The 19,513-nt window shown below is 65.2% G+C and carries 20 protein-coding genes; 11 read left to right on the forward strand and 9 right to left on the reverse strand.

Annotated features, from left to right (window positions below):
* Nucleotide 1 precedes the first annotated feature (1 nt).
* Complete coding sequence (locus MHX66_RS02400) at nucleotides 2-1,234, forward strand: amidohydrolase (protein ID WP_239199271.1); 1,233 nt, start codon at nucleotides 2-4, stop codon at nucleotides 1,232-1,234.
* Here the strand turns inward: MHX66_RS02400 and MHX66_RS02405 are convergent.
* Genes MHX66_RS02405 through MHX66_RS02425 form a run of 5 tightly spaced genes read right to left on the reverse strand, consistent with a single transcriptional unit; the run spans nucleotide 1,215 to nucleotide 6,725 of the window.
* Entirely contained in the window at nucleotides 1,215-1,796 is a 582-nt protein-coding gene (locus MHX66_RS02405; protein WP_239199274.1) for a DUF1707 domain-containing protein, read from the reverse strand. The two genes, MHX66_RS02400 and MHX66_RS02405, sit on opposite strands and share 20 nt — an antisense overlap.
* Before the next feature lie 24 nt (nucleotides 1,797-1,820).
* Nucleotides 1,821-3,407 carry a glycerol kinase GlpK gene (glpK, locus tag MHX66_RS02410; RefSeq protein ID WP_239199277.1) on the reverse strand — a complete coding sequence of 529 codons (1,587 nt, stop codon included), beginning with the start codon at nucleotides 3,405-3,407 and terminating at the stop codon, nucleotides 1,821-1,823.
* Nucleotides 3,408-3,986: a hypothetical protein gene (locus MHX66_RS02415; protein WP_239199280.1), complete on the reverse strand. Its 579-nt coding sequence runs from the start codon at nucleotides 3,984-3,986 to the stop codon at nucleotides 3,408-3,410. It abuts the gene before it with no gap.
* A 22-nt stretch (nucleotides 3,987-4,008) separates the two neighbouring features.
* Nucleotides 4,009-5,802 carry an acetyl/propionyl/methylcrotonyl-CoA carboxylase subunit alpha gene (locus MHX66_RS02420; RefSeq protein ID WP_239199283.1) on the reverse strand — a complete coding sequence of 598 codons (1,794 nt, stop codon included), beginning with the start codon at nucleotides 5,800-5,802 and terminating at the stop codon, nucleotides 4,009-4,011.
* A gap of 56 nt (nucleotides 5,803-5,858) precedes the next feature.
* The gene (locus tag MHX66_RS02425) at nucleotides 5,859-6,725 is read right to left on the reverse strand and encodes a sulfurtransferase (RefSeq protein WP_239199286.1); all 867 of its coding nucleotides are present in this window, start codon (nucleotides 6,723-6,725) and stop codon (nucleotides 5,859-5,861) included.
* A gap of 152 nt (nucleotides 6,726-6,877) precedes the next feature.
* Between MHX66_RS02425 and MHX66_RS02430 the strand changes: the two genes are divergently transcribed.
* The 3 genes from MHX66_RS02430 (at nucleotide 6,878) to MHX66_RS02440 (ending at nucleotide 10,814) form a co-directional block, all read left to right on the forward strand.
* The gene (locus MHX66_RS02430) at nucleotides 6,878-7,942 is read left to right on the forward strand and encodes a Cj0069 family protein (protein WP_239199289.1); all 1,065 of its coding nucleotides are present in this window, start codon (nucleotides 6,878-6,880) and stop codon (nucleotides 7,940-7,942) included.
* Nucleotides 7,943-8,065: 123 nt separating this feature from the next.
* A complete protein-coding gene (gene prpD / locus MHX66_RS02435; RefSeq protein ID WP_239199292.1) occupies nucleotides 8,066-9,562 on the forward strand; it encodes a 2-methylcitrate dehydratase PrpD in 1,497 nt (498 codons plus the stop codon).
* A 19-nt stretch (nucleotides 9,563-9,581) separates the two neighbouring features.
* On the forward strand, nucleotides 9,582-10,814 hold the full coding sequence (locus MHX66_RS02440) for a bifunctional 2-methylcitrate synthase/citrate synthase (RefSeq protein ID WP_239199295.1): 1,233 nt from the start codon (nucleotides 9,582-9,584) through the stop codon (nucleotides 10,812-10,814).
* On the opposite strand, the gene MHX66_RS02445 is transcribed toward MHX66_RS02440, so the two are convergent.
* The 3 genes from MHX66_RS02445 to MHX66_RS02455 are packed head-to-tail and all read right to left on the reverse strand — an operon-like array spanning nucleotide 10,815 to nucleotide 12,972.
* Complete coding sequence (locus tag MHX66_RS02445) at nucleotides 10,815-11,399, reverse strand: nucleoside triphosphate pyrophosphatase (RefSeq protein ID WP_239199298.1); 585 nt, start codon at nucleotides 11,397-11,399, stop codon at nucleotides 10,815-10,817.
* 3 nt (nucleotides 11,400-11,402) lie between these two features.
* Entirely contained in the window at nucleotides 11,403-11,597 is a 195-nt protein-coding gene (locus MHX66_RS02450) for an acyl-CoA carboxylase subunit epsilon (RefSeq protein ID WP_239199301.1), read from the reverse strand.
* Between the two features lie 10 nt (nucleotides 11,598-11,607).
* Complete coding sequence (locus tag MHX66_RS02455) at nucleotides 11,608-12,972, reverse strand: acyl-CoA carboxylase subunit beta (RefSeq protein ID WP_239199304.1); 1,365 nt, start codon at nucleotides 12,970-12,972, stop codon at nucleotides 11,608-11,610.
* Between the two features lie 85 nt (nucleotides 12,973-13,057).
* On the opposite strand from MHX66_RS02455, the gene MHX66_RS02460 reads away from it, so the two are divergent.
* From MHX66_RS02460 to purE, 4 genes are read left to right on the forward strand one after another with little or no spacing between them, the layout of a single operon-like run.
* On the forward strand, nucleotides 13,058-13,900 hold the full coding sequence (locus MHX66_RS02460) for a biotin--[acetyl-CoA-carboxylase] ligase (protein ID WP_239199307.1): 843 nt from the start codon (nucleotides 13,058-13,060) through the stop codon (nucleotides 13,898-13,900).
* Nucleotides 13,897-14,400 (forward strand): hypothetical protein, encoded by a 504-nt coding sequence (locus MHX66_RS02465; RefSeq protein WP_239199310.1) that lies wholly within the window; start codon nucleotides 13,897-13,899, stop codon nucleotides 14,398-14,400. Before MHX66_RS02460 ends, MHX66_RS02465 begins: the two co-directional genes overlap by 4 nt.
* A gap of 5 nt (nucleotides 14,401-14,405) precedes the next feature.
* Entirely contained in the window at nucleotides 14,406-15,641 is a 1,236-nt protein-coding gene (locus MHX66_RS02470) for a 5-(carboxyamino)imidazole ribonucleotide synthase (RefSeq protein WP_370646252.1), read from the forward strand.
* Between the two features lie 3 nt (nucleotides 15,642-15,644).
* Complete coding sequence (gene purE / locus MHX66_RS02475; protein ID WP_070487838.1) at nucleotides 15,645-16,157, forward strand: 5-(carboxyamino)imidazole ribonucleotide mutase; 513 nt, start codon at nucleotides 15,645-15,647, stop codon at nucleotides 16,155-16,157.
* 34 nt (nucleotides 16,158-16,191) lie between these two features.
* Here purE and MHX66_RS02480 read toward each other — a convergent pair whose 3' ends face one another.
* Nucleotides 16,192-16,644, reverse strand: a complete 453-nt coding sequence (locus MHX66_RS02480; RefSeq protein ID WP_239199313.1) for a hypothetical protein — start codon at nucleotides 16,642-16,644, stop codon at nucleotides 16,192-16,194.
* A gap of 41 nt (nucleotides 16,645-16,685) precedes the next feature.
* Between MHX66_RS02480 and MHX66_RS02485 the strand changes: the two genes are divergently transcribed.
* The 3 genes from MHX66_RS02485 to MHX66_RS02495 are packed head-to-tail and all read left to right on the forward strand — an operon-like array spanning nucleotide 16,686 to nucleotide 19,385.
* Nucleotides 16,686-17,468 carry an SDR family oxidoreductase gene (locus MHX66_RS02485; protein WP_239199316.1) on the forward strand — a complete coding sequence of 261 codons (783 nt, stop codon included), beginning with the start codon at nucleotides 16,686-16,688 and terminating at the stop codon, nucleotides 17,466-17,468.
* Nucleotides 17,469-17,483: 15 nt separating this feature from the next.
* On the forward strand, nucleotides 17,484-18,701 hold the full coding sequence (locus MHX66_RS02490; protein ID WP_239199319.1) for a sensor histidine kinase: 1,218 nt from the start codon (nucleotides 17,484-17,486) through the stop codon (nucleotides 18,699-18,701).
* Nucleotides 18,702-19,385 carry a response regulator transcription factor gene (locus MHX66_RS02495; protein ID WP_034984810.1) on the forward strand — a complete coding sequence of 228 codons (684 nt, stop codon included), beginning with the start codon at nucleotides 18,702-18,704 and terminating at the stop codon, nucleotides 19,383-19,385.
* The last annotated feature ends 128 nt before the right edge of the window (nucleotides 19,386-19,513 follow it).

Genomic DNA, 19,513 nt, shown 5'->3' on the forward strand with positions numbered 1-19,513 from the left:
CGTGAGTATTCAAGTGCAAGACGGCACACAGGAACGCGCGCAGGAAAGCAGCACCCATTCCGTCGCCCAGTTTGTGCAGAACTGGACGCGGGACAACGCACAGCGGGTCATCGACTGGCGCCGTCACCTGCACCGCAACCCCGAGCTGTCGCACATGGAGACGGAGACCACCCGCTTCCTCGCCGCCGAACTCGAGCGCGCCGGACTGCAGCCCGTGGCCCTGCCCTCCACGGGTCTGATCGCCGACATCGGCCCCGTCGGCGCGCCCCGCATCGCCTTCCGCGGTGACATCGACGCGCTGCCGTTGCAGGAGGTCACGGGCCTGGACTACGCCTCCGAGGCACCGGGGGTCATGCACGCCTGCGGTCACGACATCCACACCACGATCGTGCTGGGGCTGGCCGTCGCCCTTGCCGATTTTGTTGATGCCCACGGGGAGAATGCCCTGGGGGTTCAGGTTCGCTTTATCTTCCAGCCCGCCGAGGAAGTCATGGACGGCGGCGCGGTGGACGTCATCGAAGCCGGCGCACTTCATGGCGTATCCCGCATCTTCGCCGTCCACTGCGAGCCGAAGCTGCGTACCGGCGAGATCGGCGTGCGCACCGGTGCGATCACCTCCGCCAGCGACGTGGTGGAGATCATCCTGCGCGGCCATGGCGGCCACACCTCCCGTCCGCACCTGGCGGCGGATCTGGTGTACACCGCAGGCCTCATCGCCTCGCAGCTGCCGGGCCTGCTGTCCCGCACCGTGGATCCGCGCACCGGCACGGTGCTGACCTTCGGCGCGATCAACGGCGGCTCCACGTTCAACGCAATTCCGCAGGAGGTCCGCCTGCTCGGTACGTTCCGCACCGCGGAGGTTGGAGTGTGGCGTCGTGGCGAAGAAACCTTGCGAGAACTCCTAGAGCACCTGGTGGCACCCACCGGGGCCGAGCTCGAGCTGCGCTACACCAAGGGTGTGCCACCGGTGATGAATGACGACGTCTCCACCGCCGCGCTCGCGCAGGCCGTCAAGGACGTGGATCCGAACGCGCTGAAGGAGGCCCCGCAATCCACCGGCGGCGAGGACTTCAGCTGGTACCTGGAGCACGTGCCGGGCTCCATGGCGCGCCTGGGCGCGTGGACTGGCAAGGGGGAGCGGCCCGACCTGCACCAGCCGGACATCGTTTTCGACGAGCGCGCCCTCGGTATCGGCATCCGCCTGTTCGCCGGGGTTATTGACCAGTTCCGTTAAGGCGCTTCTGCGCGAACTTCATCGCGCTGCTGGTCAGCTGGTGGGTGCGCTGCTTGCGCTCGAACTTCCACTGCGCCTGCTGGGCGCGCTGCTGCATCTTCAGCTCCCGGAAGCGCTGGCGCTCCAACTGTGCCGGGCTGGGCTCGTACCAGGTCCTAGGGCCGACCTTCATGATGTAGAGCAGCACGAAGACCAGTGGGATCATTAGCAAGAGGATGGGGGAGTTCGCCCACACGCCATTGAAGAGCATGGCCAGGGCGCTGCTGCCGATCACGGTGCTGAGCAGCAAGCCCAGACGCACGTTCCTGCCGCTGCGGTATTGGCGATCGACCTCGTGGGCGGAGTAGTAGGGAACGAGCTCGCGCGAAGCCTCCAGCGGTGGGAGGTCGGTGAATAACTGCGCGAGCTCGCGCTCGGAGCGGGACGTGGTGGCCTGCTGCACGCGCTCCTCGTACTCGGACATGGTGAGCCGACCGTCGGCGAAGTGCTCACCGAGCGCGCTGATAGCGTCGCTACGGTCGACATCGGAGATGCGGATTTCACGGCGGGACGGTTCGTTCATACCTCTAAAGGTAGCACCCGGAGCCTAATCCTCGGTCCAGTTGAACGTCCGCTCCACGGCGCGCTTCCACTTGTCGTAGGCGATCCTGCGCTCCTCCGGGTCGCCCTTGGGGAAGTAGGTCTTTTCCTCCTGCCAGAGGGAAACCAGCTCGTCGAGGTCCCGGTAGAAACCCACGGCCAGGCCGGCGGCGTAGGCCGCTCCGAGGGCGGTGGTCTCCGAGACCTCCGGCACCGTCACCGGAACCTCCAGCTGGTCGGCCTGGAACTGCATCAGCAACGAGTTGACCACCATGCCACCGTCGACGCGCAGGTTCTTCAGATCCACCTGCGAGTCCGCGTTCATGGCCTCGACGACCTCGCGGGTCTGGAAGGCCGTGGCCTCCAGTGCGGCCCGGGCGATGTGCGCCTTCGTCACGTAGCGGGTCAGCCCCGCGATGATGCCACGCGCCTCGGGGCGCCAGTGCGGCGCCAGCAGCCCGCTGAAGGCCGGCACGATGTAGCAACCGCCGTTATCGTCCACGCTGCGAGCCAGCGGCTCGATGTCGTCGGCGGTGTCGAAGAACCCCAGGTTGTCGCGCAGCCACTGCACTAGGGAGCCGGTGACGGCGATGGAGCCCTCCAGTGCGTACACGGCGGGCTGATTGCCCAGCCGGTAGGCGACGGTGGTGATCAGCCCGTGTTCGGACCACTGCGGCTCGGTGCCGGTGTTCATCAGCAGGAAGTTGCCAGTGCCGTAGGTGTTCTTCGCCTCGCCCTGGTTAAAGCACACCTGGCCGAAGGCTGCGGCCTGCTGGTCGCCCAGGATGCCCGCGATCGGCACGCCTTGCACCGGCCCGCTGCGGCGGACCTTCCCGACGACCTCGGAGGAGCTGACGATCTCCGGCAGCATGGATTCAGGCACGCCGAACAGCTCGCACAGCTCCGGGTCCCACGTCTGCGTTCGCAGATCCATCAGCATGGTGCGCGAGGCATTGGTGACGTCCGTGACGTGCCGGGCATGGTCGCTGCGGCCCGCCTTGGACTTCTTGTGCGAGCGGCGGGTGAGTTCCCAGATCAGCCACGAGTCGATGGTGCCGAAGGCCAGCTCCCCGCGCTCCGCCTTCTCGCGGGCGCCGTCGACGTTGTCCAGGATCCACTGGATTTTCGGTCCGGCGAAGTAGGTGGAGGCGTTCAGGCCGGTGCGCTCGAAGATCATGGTCTTCTGCTCCTCGCTCAAGGAGCTCACGATCTTGTCGGTGCGTGTGTCCTGCCACACGATGGCGTTGTAGATGGGCTTGCCGGTGACGCGGTCCCACACGACGGTGGTTTCGCGCTGGTTGGTGATGCCCACCGCTGCGAACTCTTCCACCGGGATGTCGCGGGAGGCCGCCGCGTCCGCCATCACGCGCCGGGTGTTGCGCCGGATCTCCTCCGGGTCGTGTTCCACCCAGCCGGGGCGGGGGAAGATCTGCTGGTGCTCCATGTGGCTGGAGCTGATGATCTTGCCGTGCGCATCAAAAATGATGCAGCGGGTAGACGTGGTCCCCTGGTCAAGCGCCAATACGTAGCCCCGCTTGGAGCTTTTCCACTTAGCCAAGGTCCCGGTCAGCTGGTTCGTAAGGTTTTCTACCACTCAGTCCTCTGTGTCCTCTGTGTCCTCTGCGTCCGCTGTGTCGTCTGCATCATCAGCGCCCCGCTTACGCTGGTTCGCAAACGCCGCCAGAATCAGAATCGCCACGCCTGCAGCGCCGCACAGCATCGTCACCCACCGCAGTGCCTGCAGGGTGCCGGAGGAGTATTTGGAGATGTAGATGCTGCCCTGGTCGCAGGTGTACTTGGCGCCCTCGATGTCCTCGGTGAACTTGATCGAGGTGTACACGCCCTTGTTCTTCGTCAGCGGCAGGGAGACATCGGAGATCTCCAGGTCATCCTGGCTGAACTTCAGATCCGCGGCCTCGATGCGGTCGACGAGCTGCTTGCCCTCGCTGTCCACTAGGGCGCATTCCTTCGCGGTCAGGGCGTCTTCATCGGCCAGCAGGTAGTACTCCTTGCCGGCCTGTACGTCGTAGCCCTTGCCGAAGTCCTTCACACCCACCAGCGAAACGATAGCGGTGATCACGGCGACGATCAGCAGCCCAAGGCCGAGGAAGATCATGCCCTTCGGCGTCTTCCTTTCGAAGCTGTTGGCCTGCTCGGTGGTGGTTTCAGTCATGGGGGTGTGTTTCCTGTTTTGTCTATTCGTTCCCAGCGGAGCTGTCGTCCTTCAGCTCCATAAGTGCCTGGTTCTTTGTGACGCCATCGCCGCCTCCGACGCTCAAGGACTGCACCACACCGGACTTGTGCGCCTTGACGGCGTTCTCCATCTTCATCGCCTCCAGCACCAGCAGCACGTCGCCCTCGGCCACTTCGTCGCCTTCCGCGACCTCCACCTTGATCACGGTGCCCTGCATCGGGGCGGCTACCGTGTCGCCGGTGATGGCGATGTCCGCGGCATTCGCGCGGCGCTTCTTTGCGCGGCTCACCGAGCCACGGCCTGCCAGGATCTCGCCCGGCACCAGCACCTCCACGCGGCGCCCGTCGACCTCCACGACCAGCTTCTCCTTCGGCAGTTCGCCCTCGGCGGCGGCCGCGAGCGGCTCCTCGTAGGCGGGCAGCTGGTTGTCCCATTCCTCTTCGATCCACCGGGTGTACACGCGGTAGTTGCCGTCCTCGGCTACGAATGCCGGGTCGTTTAGCGCGGCCTGGTGGAAGGGGATAACGGTCGGGATGCCCTCGACCTCGTACTCTTCCAGTGCTCGCAGGGAACGCTGGATCGCCTCGGTGCGGTCGGCGCCGGTGACGATGAGCTTGGCCAGCATGGAGTCAAACTGCCCGCCGACCACTGCGCCGGTTTCGATGCCGGAGTCCATGCGCACGCCGGGGCCGGCGGGCTCACGGTAGGTCTGGATGCGTCCCGGGGCCGGCATGAAGTTGTTCGTCGGGTCCTCGCCGTTGATGCGGAACTCGATGGAGTGGCCGACGATCTCCGGGTCCTCGGTGCGGGACAGCTCCTCGCCGCGGGCGATGCGAAACTGCTCGCGCACCAGGTCCCAGCCGGTGACCTGCTCGGTGACGGGGTGCTCCACCTGCAGGCGAGTATTGACCTCTAGGAAGCTGATCAGCCCGTCGGAGCCCACCAGGTACTCCACCGTGCCCGCGCCGTAGTAGCCGGCCTCGCGGCAGATGGCCTTGGCGGAGGAGTAGATGCGCTCGTTCTGCTCGTCGCTCAAGAACGGCGCGGGGGCCTCCTCGATGAGCTTCTGGAAGCGCCGCTGGGCGGAGCAATCGCGGGTGGAGGCGACCACAACGTTGCCGTGCTTATCGGCCACGACCTGCGCCTCGACGTGGCGGGCGCGGTCCAGGTAGCGCTCCACGAAGCACTCGCCGCGGCCGAAGGCGGTGATGGCCTCGCGGGTTGCGGACTCAAAGAGGTCCGGAATTTCGTCCATCGTGTAGGCGACCTTCATGCCGCGCCCGCCACCGCCGAAGGCGGCCTTGATGGCGATCGGAAGTCCGTGGCGCTCCGCAAAGGCGGTGACCTCTGCAGCATCCGCGACAGGCTCCTTAGTGCCCGGAGTCATAGGGGCGTCAACACTAAGAGCAATGTTTCGCGCAGTGACCTTATCGCCGAGTTTGCGAATGGCCTCCGGCGGCGGGCCGATCCAGTTCAGTCCCGCATCCACGACGGCCTGGGCGAAGTCCGCGTTCTCAGACAGGAAGCCGTAGCCCGGGTGGATCGCGTCGGCGCCGGACTTGCGCGCAGCACCGATGATTTTCTCGATGTCCAGGTAGGTCTCCGCCGAGGTCTGGCCACCGAGGGCCAGCGCTTCGTCAGCCATGCGCACGAAGGGTGCCTCTGCATCCGGGTCCGCGTACACGGCGACGGTAGCGATGCCCTCGTCGCGCGCAGCCCGGATGACGCGCACTGCGATCTCGCCACGGTTGGCGATCAGTACCTTCGTCAGGTCAGCGGCGGTGCTGGAAGTCACGGGCAATCCTTTCGGGTTATTAGTTAGGGGTTAGTTAATGAGGCTACACGCCCCGGTTAGGCGCGTTCGATGGGCACGCGCATCATGTTTCCCCATTCAATCCACGAGCCATCGTAAACCCGCACGTTTTCCCACCCCAGGAGGAAGCGCAGCACGAACCACTCGAGCGCGGCCCGGGCACCGTTGTTGCAATAAACAACGGTCTCGCGGTGAGGGTCCAACTCCAGTTCGGCATGAATGGCCTCGATGGCTTCGGCGGGGCGGAAGCGCGAGTTGGCCAGCAGTGAGGAGTCGGCGCGCAGGTTCTTGGCCCCCGGCACGTGCCCGTTGCGGCGGATAGGGTAGCCGGGCAGGGTTACTTCGCCGGTGTACTCCTCGGCATTGCGCAGGTCGATCACCTGGGTGCCGTCGAACTTCGTGCGCAGCTCGTCGACGAAGATGCGGTGGGTGTGGTCGTTTCGGTGGGAGGGCACCGAGTAGGTGGGGCGCGGAGAAACGTCATCAACGGCATAGGAAATCTCGCGTTCCTCTTGCATCCAGGCGTCTCGCCCGCCGTCCAGGATCCGCACATCCGGGTGGCCGAAAAGCTCGAAGACCCATAGCGCGTACACGGCCCACAGGTTGGCGTGGTCGCCGTAGAACACCACCGTGTCCTCCCGGGAGATGCCCAGGCGCCCCATGAGTTCCTCGAACTCCTTTGGCCCGATAAGGTCGCGCCACACCGGATCCGAGAGGTCTTCGTACCACTTCAGGCGTACGGCAGAGGGAATGTGACCAATATCGTATAAAAGCGAATCTGCGTCCACCTCGACGACCTTGAGGCCGGGAGTCCCCAGTTTTGCGCCGAGCCAAGCGTTCGTGACCAGCTTGTTTGGTTGTGCGTACTGCTTGAGCTGAGGGCTGGGGTCGAATTCGATTCCCATGAAACACCTGCCTTTCGATCGATTGAGAGTCTAGCGCCTTCTTGCCAGCCTTTCTCACACTGCCGCCCGGGCTGGCTGGCCATAGAATTAAAGGTGTTGGCTAAACGTGGCCACATGCACTGCATTTTTTACTTCCAGAGCTAGGGGAAACCGTGCACAAGAACATTGTTGTCTTTGAGGTTCAGGGCGGAAACGACAAGGGTGAGGACGGCCACCGCCGCGACACCATGCCCATCGTCGAGGCCATCCGCGAGAAGGGCTGGGGCGCCGAGGTTGTCTACTTCGACCCGGAGAAGGCCAGCGAGATCTACGAAGACGTTGCCGCTAAGTACGACGCTTACATCTCCCGCGTCAACCCGGGCCACATCCCCGGCGGCGAAAAGGGCTACTTCGACATGCTGACCAAGCTGACCGAGGAGGCCGGCCTGGTGGGCATGTCCACTCCGGCTGAGATGATGGCCTACGGCGCGAAGGATGCGCTGGTGAAGCTGAACGACACCGACCTGGTGCCGGACGACACTGCCGCCTACTACGACGTCGACTCCTTCCACAAGACCTTCCCCACCTCCCTGTCCTACGGTGAGCGCGTGCTGAAGCAGAACCGCGGCTCCACCGGCTCCGGTATTTGGCGCGTGCAGCTGGAAGATAAGCAGCTGGCCGAGTCCATCGAGCCGGGCACGGCTCTGCCCCTGGATGCGAAGTTGAAGTGCACCGAGGCAGTCGACAACCACACGGAGGTCCGCGAGCTGGGCGAGTTCATGGACTTCTGCGACCAGTACATCGTCGGCGACAACGGCATGCTGGTGGACATGCGCTTCATGCCGCGCATTGTCGAGGGTGAGATTCGCATTCTGCTGGTCGGCCCGCACCCGGTGTTCGTGGTTCACAAGAAGCCGGCCGATGGCGGCGACGCGTTCTCCGCAACCCTGTTCTCCGGTGCGAAGTACACCTACCAGAAGCCGGAGGAGTGGCAGGACCTGGTGGACATGTTCGCCGAGGCCCGCCCAGTCATCGCCGAGAAGCTGGGTGGCGACAACATCCCGCTGATCTGGACCGCCGACTTCATGCTGGCCGATGACGACGAGACGGGCGAGGACACCTACGTCCTGGGTGAGATCAACTGCTCCTGCGTGGGCTTCACCTCTGAGCTGGATATGGGCATCCAGCAGCTGGTTGCCGAGGAGGCCATTAAGCGTGTGGAGGAAAAGCACGATTAAGCGCACTAGCGCAACACTGCCGTTTCGGCGTCAAAAAATATTTGTTTAACTACATAACCCGTCGCGGGGCGTTAGAGTGAGGCGCATCACAGCCTCAATTCCCGAAAGGATCTAACCCCCGCGATGATTACCCACGACGTTCGCGTCCACCCCTCGGCCGACGACTTTCCGCAGGAAGAGCACCTCGCATGGAAGGTCGCGCAGGTCGCCGCCGACCCGGTCGAGGTGCCGCAAGACACCGCGGACATGGTGGTCAACCGCATTATTGACAACGCGGCCGTCGCTGCCGCTTCCATCCTGCGCCGTCCCGTCACTTCGGCGCGCACCCAGGCGCTGTGCCACGCCGGCCCCAGCGCCGTTTTTGGTACTGACGCCACCGTCTCCCCCGAATGGGCCGCCTGGGCCAACGGTGTAGCGGTGCGCGAGCTGGATTTTCACGATACTTTCCTGGCCACCGAGTATTCCCACCCCGGCGATAACATCCCGCCGATACTGGCTGTGGCGCAGGCGCGCGGGCTGGGCGGGCGCGACCTGATTCGCGGCATCGCCACCGGCTACGAGATCCAGGTGGACCTGGTCAAGGGAATCTCCCTGCACAAGCACAAGATCGACCACGTTGCACACTTGGGGCCGTCTGCGGCCGCGGGTATCGGCACGCTGCTGCGCTTGGACCCGCAGGTGATCTACCAGGCCGTCGGCCAGGCGCTGCACACCACCACGGCCACGCGCCAGTCCCGCAAGGGGCTCATCAGCTCCTGGAAGGCCCATGCCCCCGCCTTCGCCGGGAAGATGGCGGTGGAGGCCGTGGACCGCGCCATGCGCGGCGAGGGCGCCCCGGCCCCGATCTGGGAGGGCGAGGATGGCGTGATCGCCTGGCTGCTGGACGGCCCGGACGCCCACTACGTCGTACCCCTGCCGGAGGCGGGGGAGCCGAAGCGGGCGATCCTGGATACCTACACCAAGGAGCACTCCGCGGAGTACCAGTCCCAGGCGCCGATCGACCTGGCTCGCCGCATGCGGGACAAGATCGGGGACCTCAGCCAGGTGGAAAGCATCGTGCTGCACACCAGCCACCACACCCACTATGTGATCGGCACCGGCTCGAACGATCCGCAGAAGTTCGATCCAAAGGCTTCGCGCGAGACGCTGGACCACTCCGTGATGTACATCTTCGCCGTCGCCCTCGAAGACGGCGAGTGGCACCACGAGCGCTCCTACGCCCCCGAGCGCGCCCAGCGCCCGGAGACCGTGGAGCTGTGGCACAAGATCTCCACCGTGGAGGATCCGGAGTGGACCCGCCGCTACCACTCCACCGACCCGGCCGAGAAGGCCTTCGGCTGCAAGGCAGTAGTCACCCTGCGCGACGGCACCGAGATCGTTGACGAGCTGGCCGTGGCCGACGCCCACCCGCTGGGCGCCCGCCCCTTCGGCCGCGCCGATTACATCAACAAGTTCCGCACCCTGACCGAGGGCGTGGTAGACGAGGCTGAACAGGATCGCTTCCTCGCCGTCGCCGAGGCCACCGCGGACCTGGCCCCCGGCGAGCTCGGCCAGCTGAACCTCGTGGTCAGCGACGACGTGCTGGCCCGCGCACCACAGATCCCCGGCGGCATCTTCTAACCCGAAAGGACCACTCACCATGACTAAGCCGATCAAGGTCTCCAACGCACCCTTCGACCGCGGGCGCACCAACTTCACCACGCCCCGCGCCCAGTCCGGCAAGACCTCCAACGTCACCGGCACTGACAAGAACATCAACAAGGGCCTCAACGGCTTGGTGGTGGACACGTCCGGTGTCTCGAAGGTGAACCCGGAGACCAACTCCCTGACCTACCGGGGCTACCCCGTCCAGGAGCTGGCCGAGCACTGCACCTTCGAGGACGTGGCCTACCTGCTGTGGAACGGCGAACTGCCGGACTTCCGCGAGCTGGAGCAGTTCCGCCAGCGCGAGCGCGCCCTGCGCCCCATCGACCGCAGCATGCTGGACCTCATCAACTCCCTGCCCAAGACCGCCCATCCCATGGACGTGCTGCGCACTGCGGTGAGCGTGTTCGGCACGGAGGACCTCAACGCGGACGATCGCAGCCCCGATGCAGTGCGCCGCACCGGGCTGACGCTGCTGGCCAAGCTGCCGACGATCATCGCCTACGACTTGCGCCGCCGCAAGAACCTGGACTACATCCCGCCGTCCCGCGACCGCGACATCGCCGAGAACTTCCTCTACATGTGCTTCGGCGACAAGGAGGGCAGCCCTGCCAACAACCGCGACGACGTCGAGGCCTTCGACCAGTCCCTCACCCTGTACGCGGAGCACGGCTTCAATGCCTCCACCTTCACCGGTCGCGTAATCAGCTCCACCATGAGCGACGTCTACTCCGCCGTCACCGGCGCCATCGGCGCCCTCAAGGGCCCGCTGCACGGCGGCGCGAACGAGGCCGTGATGCACAACTTCCTGGCCGTCGAGGACCCGGCAGCCGCCGAGCAGTGGGTGCTGGACCAGTGCGACGCGAAGAACAAGATCATGGGCTTCGGCCACCGCGTGTACAAGAAGGGCGATTCGCGCGTGCCCACCATGGAGGCCGCCATGCGCCGCACCGCCGCCAACCACGACGGCCAGCGCTGGGTGGAGATGTACGACAACATGCAGAAGGCCATGGACCAGCGCACCGGCATCCAGCCGAACCTGGATTTCCCGGCGGGTCCGACCTACTACATGCTGGGCATCGACATCCCGTTCTTCACCCCGATCTTCGTCATGGCCCGCGTCGTCGGCTGGACCGCCCACATCGTGGAGCAAAACGAGGACAACGCCCTGATCCGCCCGCTATCCAGCTACGTCGGCCCGGAGCAGCGCTCCGTTAAGGCTGACTAACTAGTCCCAGAGGTCGCAGAAGTCGTAGCCGAAGTGGGCCAGTCCCCGCCGTAGGGCGGGGAGCGACAGGCCGATCACGGCCGACGGGTGCCCGTCGATGCTCTCGATGAACCACCCGCCGAGCGCCTCCAGGGTGAAGGCCCCGGCACATTCCAGCGGCTCGCCGGTGGCGGCGTATGCCTCGATCGCCCGATCGGAGACATCGGCGAACTGGATCTGTGTGGCCACTGCTTCCTCGTAGATCTGGCCCGTGGCGGCGTCAAAAAGCGCATGTCCGGTGACTAGCTCTGCGCGCTTCCCGCGCTGCTGGCGCCACCGCCGCACCGTCTCCTCGCGCGTGTGCGGCTTGCCCTGCAGCTCGCCGTCGATCAGCAGCATGCTGTCGCCGCCCAGCACCAGTTCGCCGTCTACCGCCCGCGCCTTCGCAGTGGCCAGGTGCTGCACGTATTGCGCCGGGGTGGGGTTCACCAGCTCTGCGACGGCGGCCTCCTCGTCCACGCCGGGGGAGACCTTGCGCGGGAACACCCCGGCGGCGTTCAGCACCTTCTCGCGCGCCGGCGAGGTGCTGGCCAATGTCAGCTGCATGCCCTAGTCCCGCGGCATCCGCGGGTTGCGGAACGCGCCAGGGTTACTGTGGCGCAGCTCGCGGCCGTAGTGCCCGCGCGTATCCGGCTTCGCGTTGCGCAGCGCCTCGGCCTCCTTGGCCAGGTCGTCGACGATGAGCTGCAGCGCCCGGGTCTCTACCTCGTCCGGGTTGCCCTTGATCACCTGAAAGTCAGTCACGCGCTTCCTCCTAGAACGGCAGGTTGTCGTGCTTGCGCGGGTAGCCGTCCTCGGCCTTGCGCTCCACCAGTCGCAGACCGTCGACGATGCGTGCGCGGGTCTCACGCGGCGGGATCACCGCGTCCACCAGGCCTCGCTCCGCGGCGGAGTAAGGCTCCGCCTGGTAGCTGTCGTCCTGCGCGATCTGCGCTGTCGGCCATGCGTACACCAGATCGGTGCCCAGGCGCTTCGCACCCAGGGAAAGGTAGGCGTCGCCGAAGGCCTTGCGGGTGACCACGGCGATCTTGCCGACACTCGCTGCGGCCGTCACGCCGATCAGCTTTGCGGTGCGGCGGAACAGCACGTCCGGTGCGTAGCCGGCCGAGTCCACGAAGGTCACCAGTGGCACGTTGAAGGCGTCGCAGAAGCGGATGAAGCGCGCTGCCTTCTCAGCCGCCGCGTCATCGATCGCCCCTGCCTGTTGTTCGGGCTGGTTCGCGATGACGCCCACACTCCGGCCGCCCACGCGCGCCAGCGCCGTGATCAGGTTCGGCGCGTGGAACTTCTGGAGTTCCAGTACAGTGCCGGCGTCCAGCACGCGGTCCAGCACCTCGTGCATGTCGTAGGCCTGCGCGTCCGCGTCGGGGATCAGGCCGTCCAGCTCGTCTGTCTCCGCCTCTGCCTCCGTCTCGTCCCCGCGCAGGGGGAGTGCCCGGTTGTTGCTGGGCAGGTAGCCGAGGATGTCTGCGACGAGTCCCAGCGCGGAAGCGTCGTCTTCGGCGACGACGTGGGCGGTGCCGTCTGTGGCGTCATCTACCAGTTCGCCGGCACTCTTGACCGCAACGACAACGTCGGACAGAACCACCGAGTGCACCAACGCGCCGCTGGTGGGGCCGGCGACCAGGGCGATCTGCGGAACTACGCCGGAGAGCTTCGTCTGCAGGCTCTGGATGCGGGAGAAGAACTCCAGGGCCGCGATGCCCTCGTTTGGGCGAGCGCCGGCGCCTTCGTAAATGCCGATCAGCGGGGTGCCGGACTTCACGGCCAGCTCCATGACCTTCAGGATCTTCTCGCCCGCGGTCTCGCCGATTTGGCCGTCGAAGAGGGTGGCGTCCTGCGAGAACACGCATACCGGGCGGTCGTCGATGGTGCCGTAGCCGGCGACAATGCCGTCGGTGACTGGGCGGAACTTGTCTGCCTTGAAGGCGGTGGAGCGGTGGCGGGCCAGCGCGTCGGTCTCCACGAAGCTACCGGCATCCAGCAGTGCGTCCACGCGGCGACGAGCGCGCGGGATCTCGTCTCCCTGCGGCTTGTGGGTCTCCGCCAGGCGATCGCGGAGGTCGGCGATCTTCCCGGCAGTTGTCGATGTGTCGGTGGTAGAGCTCATGGTCGCCATAATACGGTGTAAAAACTTCAGCGCCGTGATTGGTGGGGCTAGAGTGTCTGGGGGAAGGCATGTGAAGAGAAAGGACAGTACTCCCATGCGCACGCCGCTAGACCCCCGCCGCCTGGCCGAGCGCCTGGCTCCGCTGGGCTACCGTCACGTCGAGGTGTTGGAAACCACCGGCTCCACCAGCACCGATTTGGCCGACCGCGTGCGCTGCGGGGAGGACCTGCCCGACATGTCCCTACTCATGGCCGAGGAGCAGACCGCCGGGCGCGGCCGCAAGGGGCGCTCCTTCGAGGCCCCGGCCCGCAGCCAGCTGATCTGTTCCGTGCTGCTGCGCCTGCCGGACGTGCCGGTGGACCGCATCAGCTTGCTGCCGCTGCTCACCGGCCTGTCGATCGTGGAGGGCATCCGCGCCTCCGCGGATATCCCCATCCAGCTGAAGTGGCCCAACGACTGCGTGCTGGACGGCCGCAAGCTGGTAGGCATTCTGGTGGAGGCTGTGCACCTGGACCCGCACCCGGCGATCATCCTGGGCTTCGGCATCAATTACGACCTGCAGACCGACGAGCTGCCCGTCGCCCACGCCAGCTCCATCGATCTGGAGTGCGCCCGCCTGGGGCTAACCTGCCCAAGCCGCGAGGACGTTGCGGTGGCCGTGTTCGCGGAGCTGGCGGCGAATCTGGAGAGGTGGCGTCGACTAGGAGGGGCGGCCCAGACCGTACTACCGCGCTACCGCCAGGCTTCCGCGACTATCGGCACCTCCGTGCGCGCTTTCCTGCCCGGCGATGAGGTCGTCGAGGGGACGGCCACCGACATCGACGACGACGGCGAGCTGCTGGTCCGCACCAGCGAGGGCACGCGCGTGATCCGCGCCGGGGAGATCGTGCACCTGCGCGCCGACGGCACGGGCGACTACGGAGGGCGCTACGCATGAGCAAAATCACCTTCGACCCCGGCGAGCAGGTCCTAGCGGAGTTGAGCCCCGCGCGCCGCTCCATGTTCTTCCCGGTGCTGCGCCTGATGCTATGGACGGGGCTGTTCTGGATGGGCATCGGCGCTCTGGACCAGTACTTGGCCACCAATGCTTTGGACGCCCCCACCGTGGAAGCCTTCCTCTGGCTCCGCCGGGGGCTGCTGATTGCGTGGCTGTGGGTCTGCTGGAGGCGCTGCGTGCGCCACCTGATCTTCCGCGCGCGCTCCCGCATGCTGCTGACCGACAGGCGGCTGATCACCGCGACCGGCCATCTGCGCAGCCGGATCGGGCAGATCCCGCTGGCCAACGTGGTGGATTGCCGCTCCCATCGGGGAGACGTAGCGGTATATGTGGCGGGCGCCCGGGTGCCGCTGGTGCTGCATTCGGTTCCCTATACCCGCAAGTTCGAGAGGCTGCTGAAGAGCCAGCTTAGGCGTGTCGGGCCGGGGAACTATAGTTAGAAGGCGTGAGTGAGAACAACGGGAAAAACACAGCCGACTGGTCACTAGCCCGCGAGACCGCGCACGCGCCGGGCGCGCCGCTGGTGACGATCATCGGTGACGGGCAGCTGGCGCGGATGACACAACAGGCGGCGATCGAGCTGGGCCTTAGCTGCCGCGTGCTGGCCGGGGCGCCGGATTCCTCGGCCGCGCAGGTGACCGCCGACGTGGTGCTGGGGGACTACGCGCTGGAGGAGCACGTCCGCGAGGTCTCCCGCGACTCCGACGCGGTGACCTTCGACCACGAGCACGTGCCCAATCGCTTTCTGGATGCCCTCATCGACGAGGGTGTGAACGTGCAGCCGCAGCCGTCGGCGCTGATTCACGCGCAGGACAAGCTGGTGATGCGCAAGAAGCTGCGCGAGCTGGGCGCCCCGGTGCCGGCGTTTGCCGCCATCGAATCCGCCGATGATATTGCCGGGTTCTTCGAGGCTGTGGGCGGCCAGGTGTGCCTGAAGGCCCGCCGCGGCGGCTACGACGGCAAGGGCGTGTGGTTCCCCGCCACGGTGGACGAGGCCCGCGAGCTGGTGGAGAAGCTGCTGGACAAGGAGATCCCCCTGATGGCGGAGAAGAAGGTCGCGCTGGTGCGCGAGCTGTCCGCCATGGTGGCCCGCACCCCGTCCGGCGAGGTGCAGGCGTGGCCGGCAGTGGAATCCCTGCAGGAAGACGGAATCTGCGTGGAGGCCGTGGCGCCCGCCCCTAACTCCACGCCTGAAATCCTGGCCGCCGCCGAGCAGCTGTCCCGTGACGTCGCCACCGAGCTGGGGGTCACGGGTGTGCTGGCGGTGGAGCTATTCGAGACCACCGACGAGAACGGCCAGCCGGAGATCATCGTCAACGAGTTGGCGATGCGTCCGCACAACACCGGTCACTGGACTCAAGATGGTTGCATCACCAGCCAGTTCGAGCAGCACGTCCGCGCGGTATTAGACCGCCCGCTAGGCTCCACCGAGCCGACTGCGCCGGTGGTGGTGATGGCAAACGTGCTGGGAGCGGCCGAGGATCCGGCGATGCCGATGCACGAGCGCATGGACGCGGTGTGGCGTCGCTTCCCGAACGCAAAGATTCACATGTACGGCAAGGATTGGCGCCCGCGCCGCAAGATCGGCCACGTCAATATGCTGGGGGAGGATCCGGCGCGCACGCGCGAGCAGGCGCGCCTGGCCGCGAAGTTCCTGGAAACCGCCGAATGGGAGGACTAACCGATGACTGAGAACGCACGCACCCCGCTGGTCGGCCTGGTGATGGGCTCCGACTCCGACTGGCCCACCGTCGAGCCGGCAGCTGAGGTCCTGGCCGAGTTCGGCATCCCCTTCGAGGTCGGAGTGGTCTCCGCGCACCGCACCCCGGAGCGCATGCTCGACTACGCCCGCACCGCGCACACCCGCGGCGTGAAGGTGATCATCGCCTGCGCCGGCGGTGCCGCCCACCTGCCCGGCATGGTCGCCGCGGCCACCCCACTGCCGGTGATCGGCATTCCGCGTGCCCTGGGCAATCTGGATGGCTTGGATTCCCTGCTCTCCATCGTGCAGATGCCCGGCGGCGTGCCGACCGCCACCGTCTCCATCGACGGTGCGAAGAACGCCGGACTGCTGGCCGTACGCACCCTCGCGGTGGCTGACAAGGCTCTGATGGACAAGATGGTCGAGTACCAGGAGAACATGCGCGACGCGGTGCTGGAAAAGGATCGCGCCCTGCAGCAGAAGCTGATGGGGTGAAGCGTTCTAACTGGGTAGTTCTCGGCGGGGCTGCCTACTCATCGACTTTGTGGAGAACGGGGAAAACTCCTTGAGGCCTGTCGGCAGCAGAAAAACCATCTTGCAAAGTTCTTATAAAACCATCTTCGCAGAGGATTAAACTATCTGGTTTCGTGTCGTCTAGTTTCGCGGCCTGAACTCGGTATTTATCCCCTAAATGCGTCAGGGTTACATCATCTATATGGTCAATACTGCCAATTTTGTGAAGTCGAGTTCCTTTCTCGACGCTTATCTCTTGAATATTTGTGGAATAGGATGATCTATCCTTGCTTCCTTGGTAGAGGTCGACAATTCCGGGAAGAAAATCAACTTCATAGTCCTCGTCGGGCGTGGTTATCCTCAGGAAGCTGACGGTAAGGACCTGCCCTGTGTCTGGATTGGATACAACATCTCCATCATTCGGGCGACTTAATGGGTTCCCGGATTGGTCGATGATTAAATAGGCCATAATCTACCTCCTGTACTCTGACTACTGTAATAGTTAGGTGTATGAAATCAATACTCGTTACCGGCGCAGCCCAAGGCTTCGGGCGCGCAATCGCTGAGTCCTTCGCCGAGGCCGGCTGGACCGTCGGCGCCTACGATCTCGACGGAGACAAGGTCCGCGGCTGGGCCCAACATCCGAACATTATCCCCGGCACCCTCGACGTCACCGACCCCGACCAGTGGTCCGCCACTGTTACCGACTTCGCGGCCCGCGCCGGGGGAATCAATGCACTCATCAACAACGCGGGCGTTCTCTACGGCGGCGACTTCATCGACCGCGGGAGCTTCCAGCAGGATTCCGCCCTCGTTGACGTCAACGTCAAGGGCGTGATCTACGGCTGCCGCGCGGCCTTCGAACACCTCAAAGCGGCCGGCGATGGGGTGGTCGTCAACGTCTGCAGCGCCTCCTCCATCTACGGCACCCCGGATATGGCCACCTACTCCGCCACCAAGTTCGCCGTCCGCGGCATCTCCGAGGCGCTGGATTTCGAGTGGGATAAGCACAACATTCGAGTCCGCACCGTCTTGCCCCTGTACTCGCGGACGGCGCTTATTGCCGATGTGGAGACGGCGGGTATGCGGCGGCTGGGGGCGTCCACAACCCCACAAGATGTGGCCGCAGAGGTAGTAAGGGCCGTGACCGCGCCGCGCCGCAGCCCAACAAAAGTGCACTTCCCGGTCGGTTGGAAGACGAAGTTGCTGGAGGCCACCAGCCACTTCTCGCCGCCGTTCCTCACCCGTTTCGTTAATGGCCTGCTTGTTTACGGCGATAAGGTGCGCCTGTAACTAGACTCTTCATACATGTCTTATCAAGCAGTGCCTCGCCCGGTGTGGTGGCGGGATGCCTCCTGGTGGGTGTTCGTATCCATCGCGGGCTTCCTATACCTCTTCCTCGGTGCGGGCGCGACATTCGGCAGTGGGATGGAGAACTCCACGTGGCAGGTCGCGCTTGCCGTCACGGGGCTGGTCATCAGCTTTATCGGCCTGCTTCTGCAGAGGTTTCGGCCCGAGCCGGGCGTGGCAGTCACGGCGCTAGGTCTGTTCGCCTATGCGGCGTCCGCGATGCTGGTGTGGCCGCTTGGATACTGGGTCGTGGCTTATGAGGCTTACTTCATCTCCGCGAAGCTGATGCTGCGCCGCAAGCTGTGGCTGGCTTTACTGCTGCTCGGCTCATTCTTCGCGATGGCGTGGGGGACTTTCTACAACGCGCGCAGGGGAGGAGATGGTGATTTTGCGTGGGGCGGTGAGGATTTTCGGACCGCTGAGTTTTGGGTGTTCTGGGGAGTAATCGCCCTGCTCACCGCTGTGACCGTTGCCCTGATGTGGCTGACGGGCCGCTATTCGCTGCGCCGCGACCAGGCAGTCGAGGCGCTGGCCGCCCGCGCTGAGCTCGCCACCGTCAGCGAGCGCAACCGTATCGCCCGCGAGCTGCACGACATCGTCGCGCATTCCCTCACCGTCGTCATCGCGCAGGCCGATGGGGGGCGCTACGCAGGGCGCAAGGATCCGGACAGGGCCATCGAAGCCCTCGACACGATCGCCGCGCGCGGTCGCTCGGCTCTGACCCAGATGCGGGAGCTGCTCTCTGTTCTTCACGAGGACGCCCCCTCGCCGCGTTCTACCACCGTCACCCCTGGGGTGGCCGGCGTTCCCGACCTGGTGGCGGATGCAAAGCGCAGTGGGGTGCAGGTGGAGCTGCACGTCACGGGCGAGCCGCGCCAGTTGGACGAGGTCCGCGACCTAAGCGTGTACCGCATCGTGCAGGAATCCCTGACCAACGTGCTGAAGCACGCGGGTTCTGTGCCTGCCCAGGTGCGGCTGGAGTGGGAGCCTGCCCGGGTGACCATTAGCGTGGATAACGCGCCGGGCGATGAGCAGATAGAGGGCTCCGGCCGCGGCCTGACCGGCATCCGCCAGCGCGTGGCGATCCACGGCGGCGAGGCCAAGTGGGGTGCTTCCGCGGTGTACCCCGGCGGGTGGAACGTGACCGCGACGGTGCCTTTTGCGAAGGAGGATTAAGTGATTAGCGTAGGTTTGGCCGACGATCAGCAGCTGGTGCGTGCCGGCTTTGGATTGGTGTTGGATTCGCAGGATGACATCACCGTCCGGTGGCAGGCTGCCGATGGCCAAGAGGCCTGCGAGCTGGCCGAATCGCAGCCCGTGGACATCATCCTCATGGACGTGCAGATGCCCCGCATGGATGGCATCGAGGCGACCCGCCGGGTGGTTTCCGGTGATTCCGGGGCGCGCGTGATCGTGCTGACTACCTTCGATAACGACAACTACGTCCTCGGTGCGGTGGAGGCCGGGGCCAGCGGCTTTCTGCTCAAGGACACCGACCCCGAGGACCTCATCTCCGCCGTCCGCACCGTCGGTGATTCGGCGGCCGTGATCAGCCCGAAGGCCACCGCGCGCCTGCTGCGCAGCATCCGCATGGAGCAGACCCCGCAGCGTCGCGAGCCCGTGGAGCTGGATCTTCCCGATCCGCTCACCCCGCGCGAGCTGGAGATTCTGAAGCTTATTGCGCTGGGCTTCAGCAACCAGGAGATCGCCGACAAGCTCTACATTTCGCTGCCCACTGTGAAGACGCACGTTGGCAGGGTGCTCACGAAAACCCAGTCGCGCGATCGGGTGCACGCGGTGCTGTTTGCCTTTAAGTATCACCTCGTCAACTCCGAGGATTTACTCGAACAGACTTTCTAAAAGCTCTACTTTAGCTTTACGGACATTCTCGCTGTTGAGGCTGGTGGCGTCAATAAAAAAGAAAAAAGTTTTGGTGGGGGTATTGACTTGGTTTGATGGTGTGTTCTATTATTTGGTTAGGAAGTTTG

Origin of the sequence: Corynebacterium sp. ACRPH, assembly GCF_022347285.1 — a bacterium.
In the GTDB taxonomy this organism is placed as follows: Bacteria; Actinomycetota; Actinomycetes; order Mycobacteriales; family Mycobacteriaceae; genus Corynebacterium.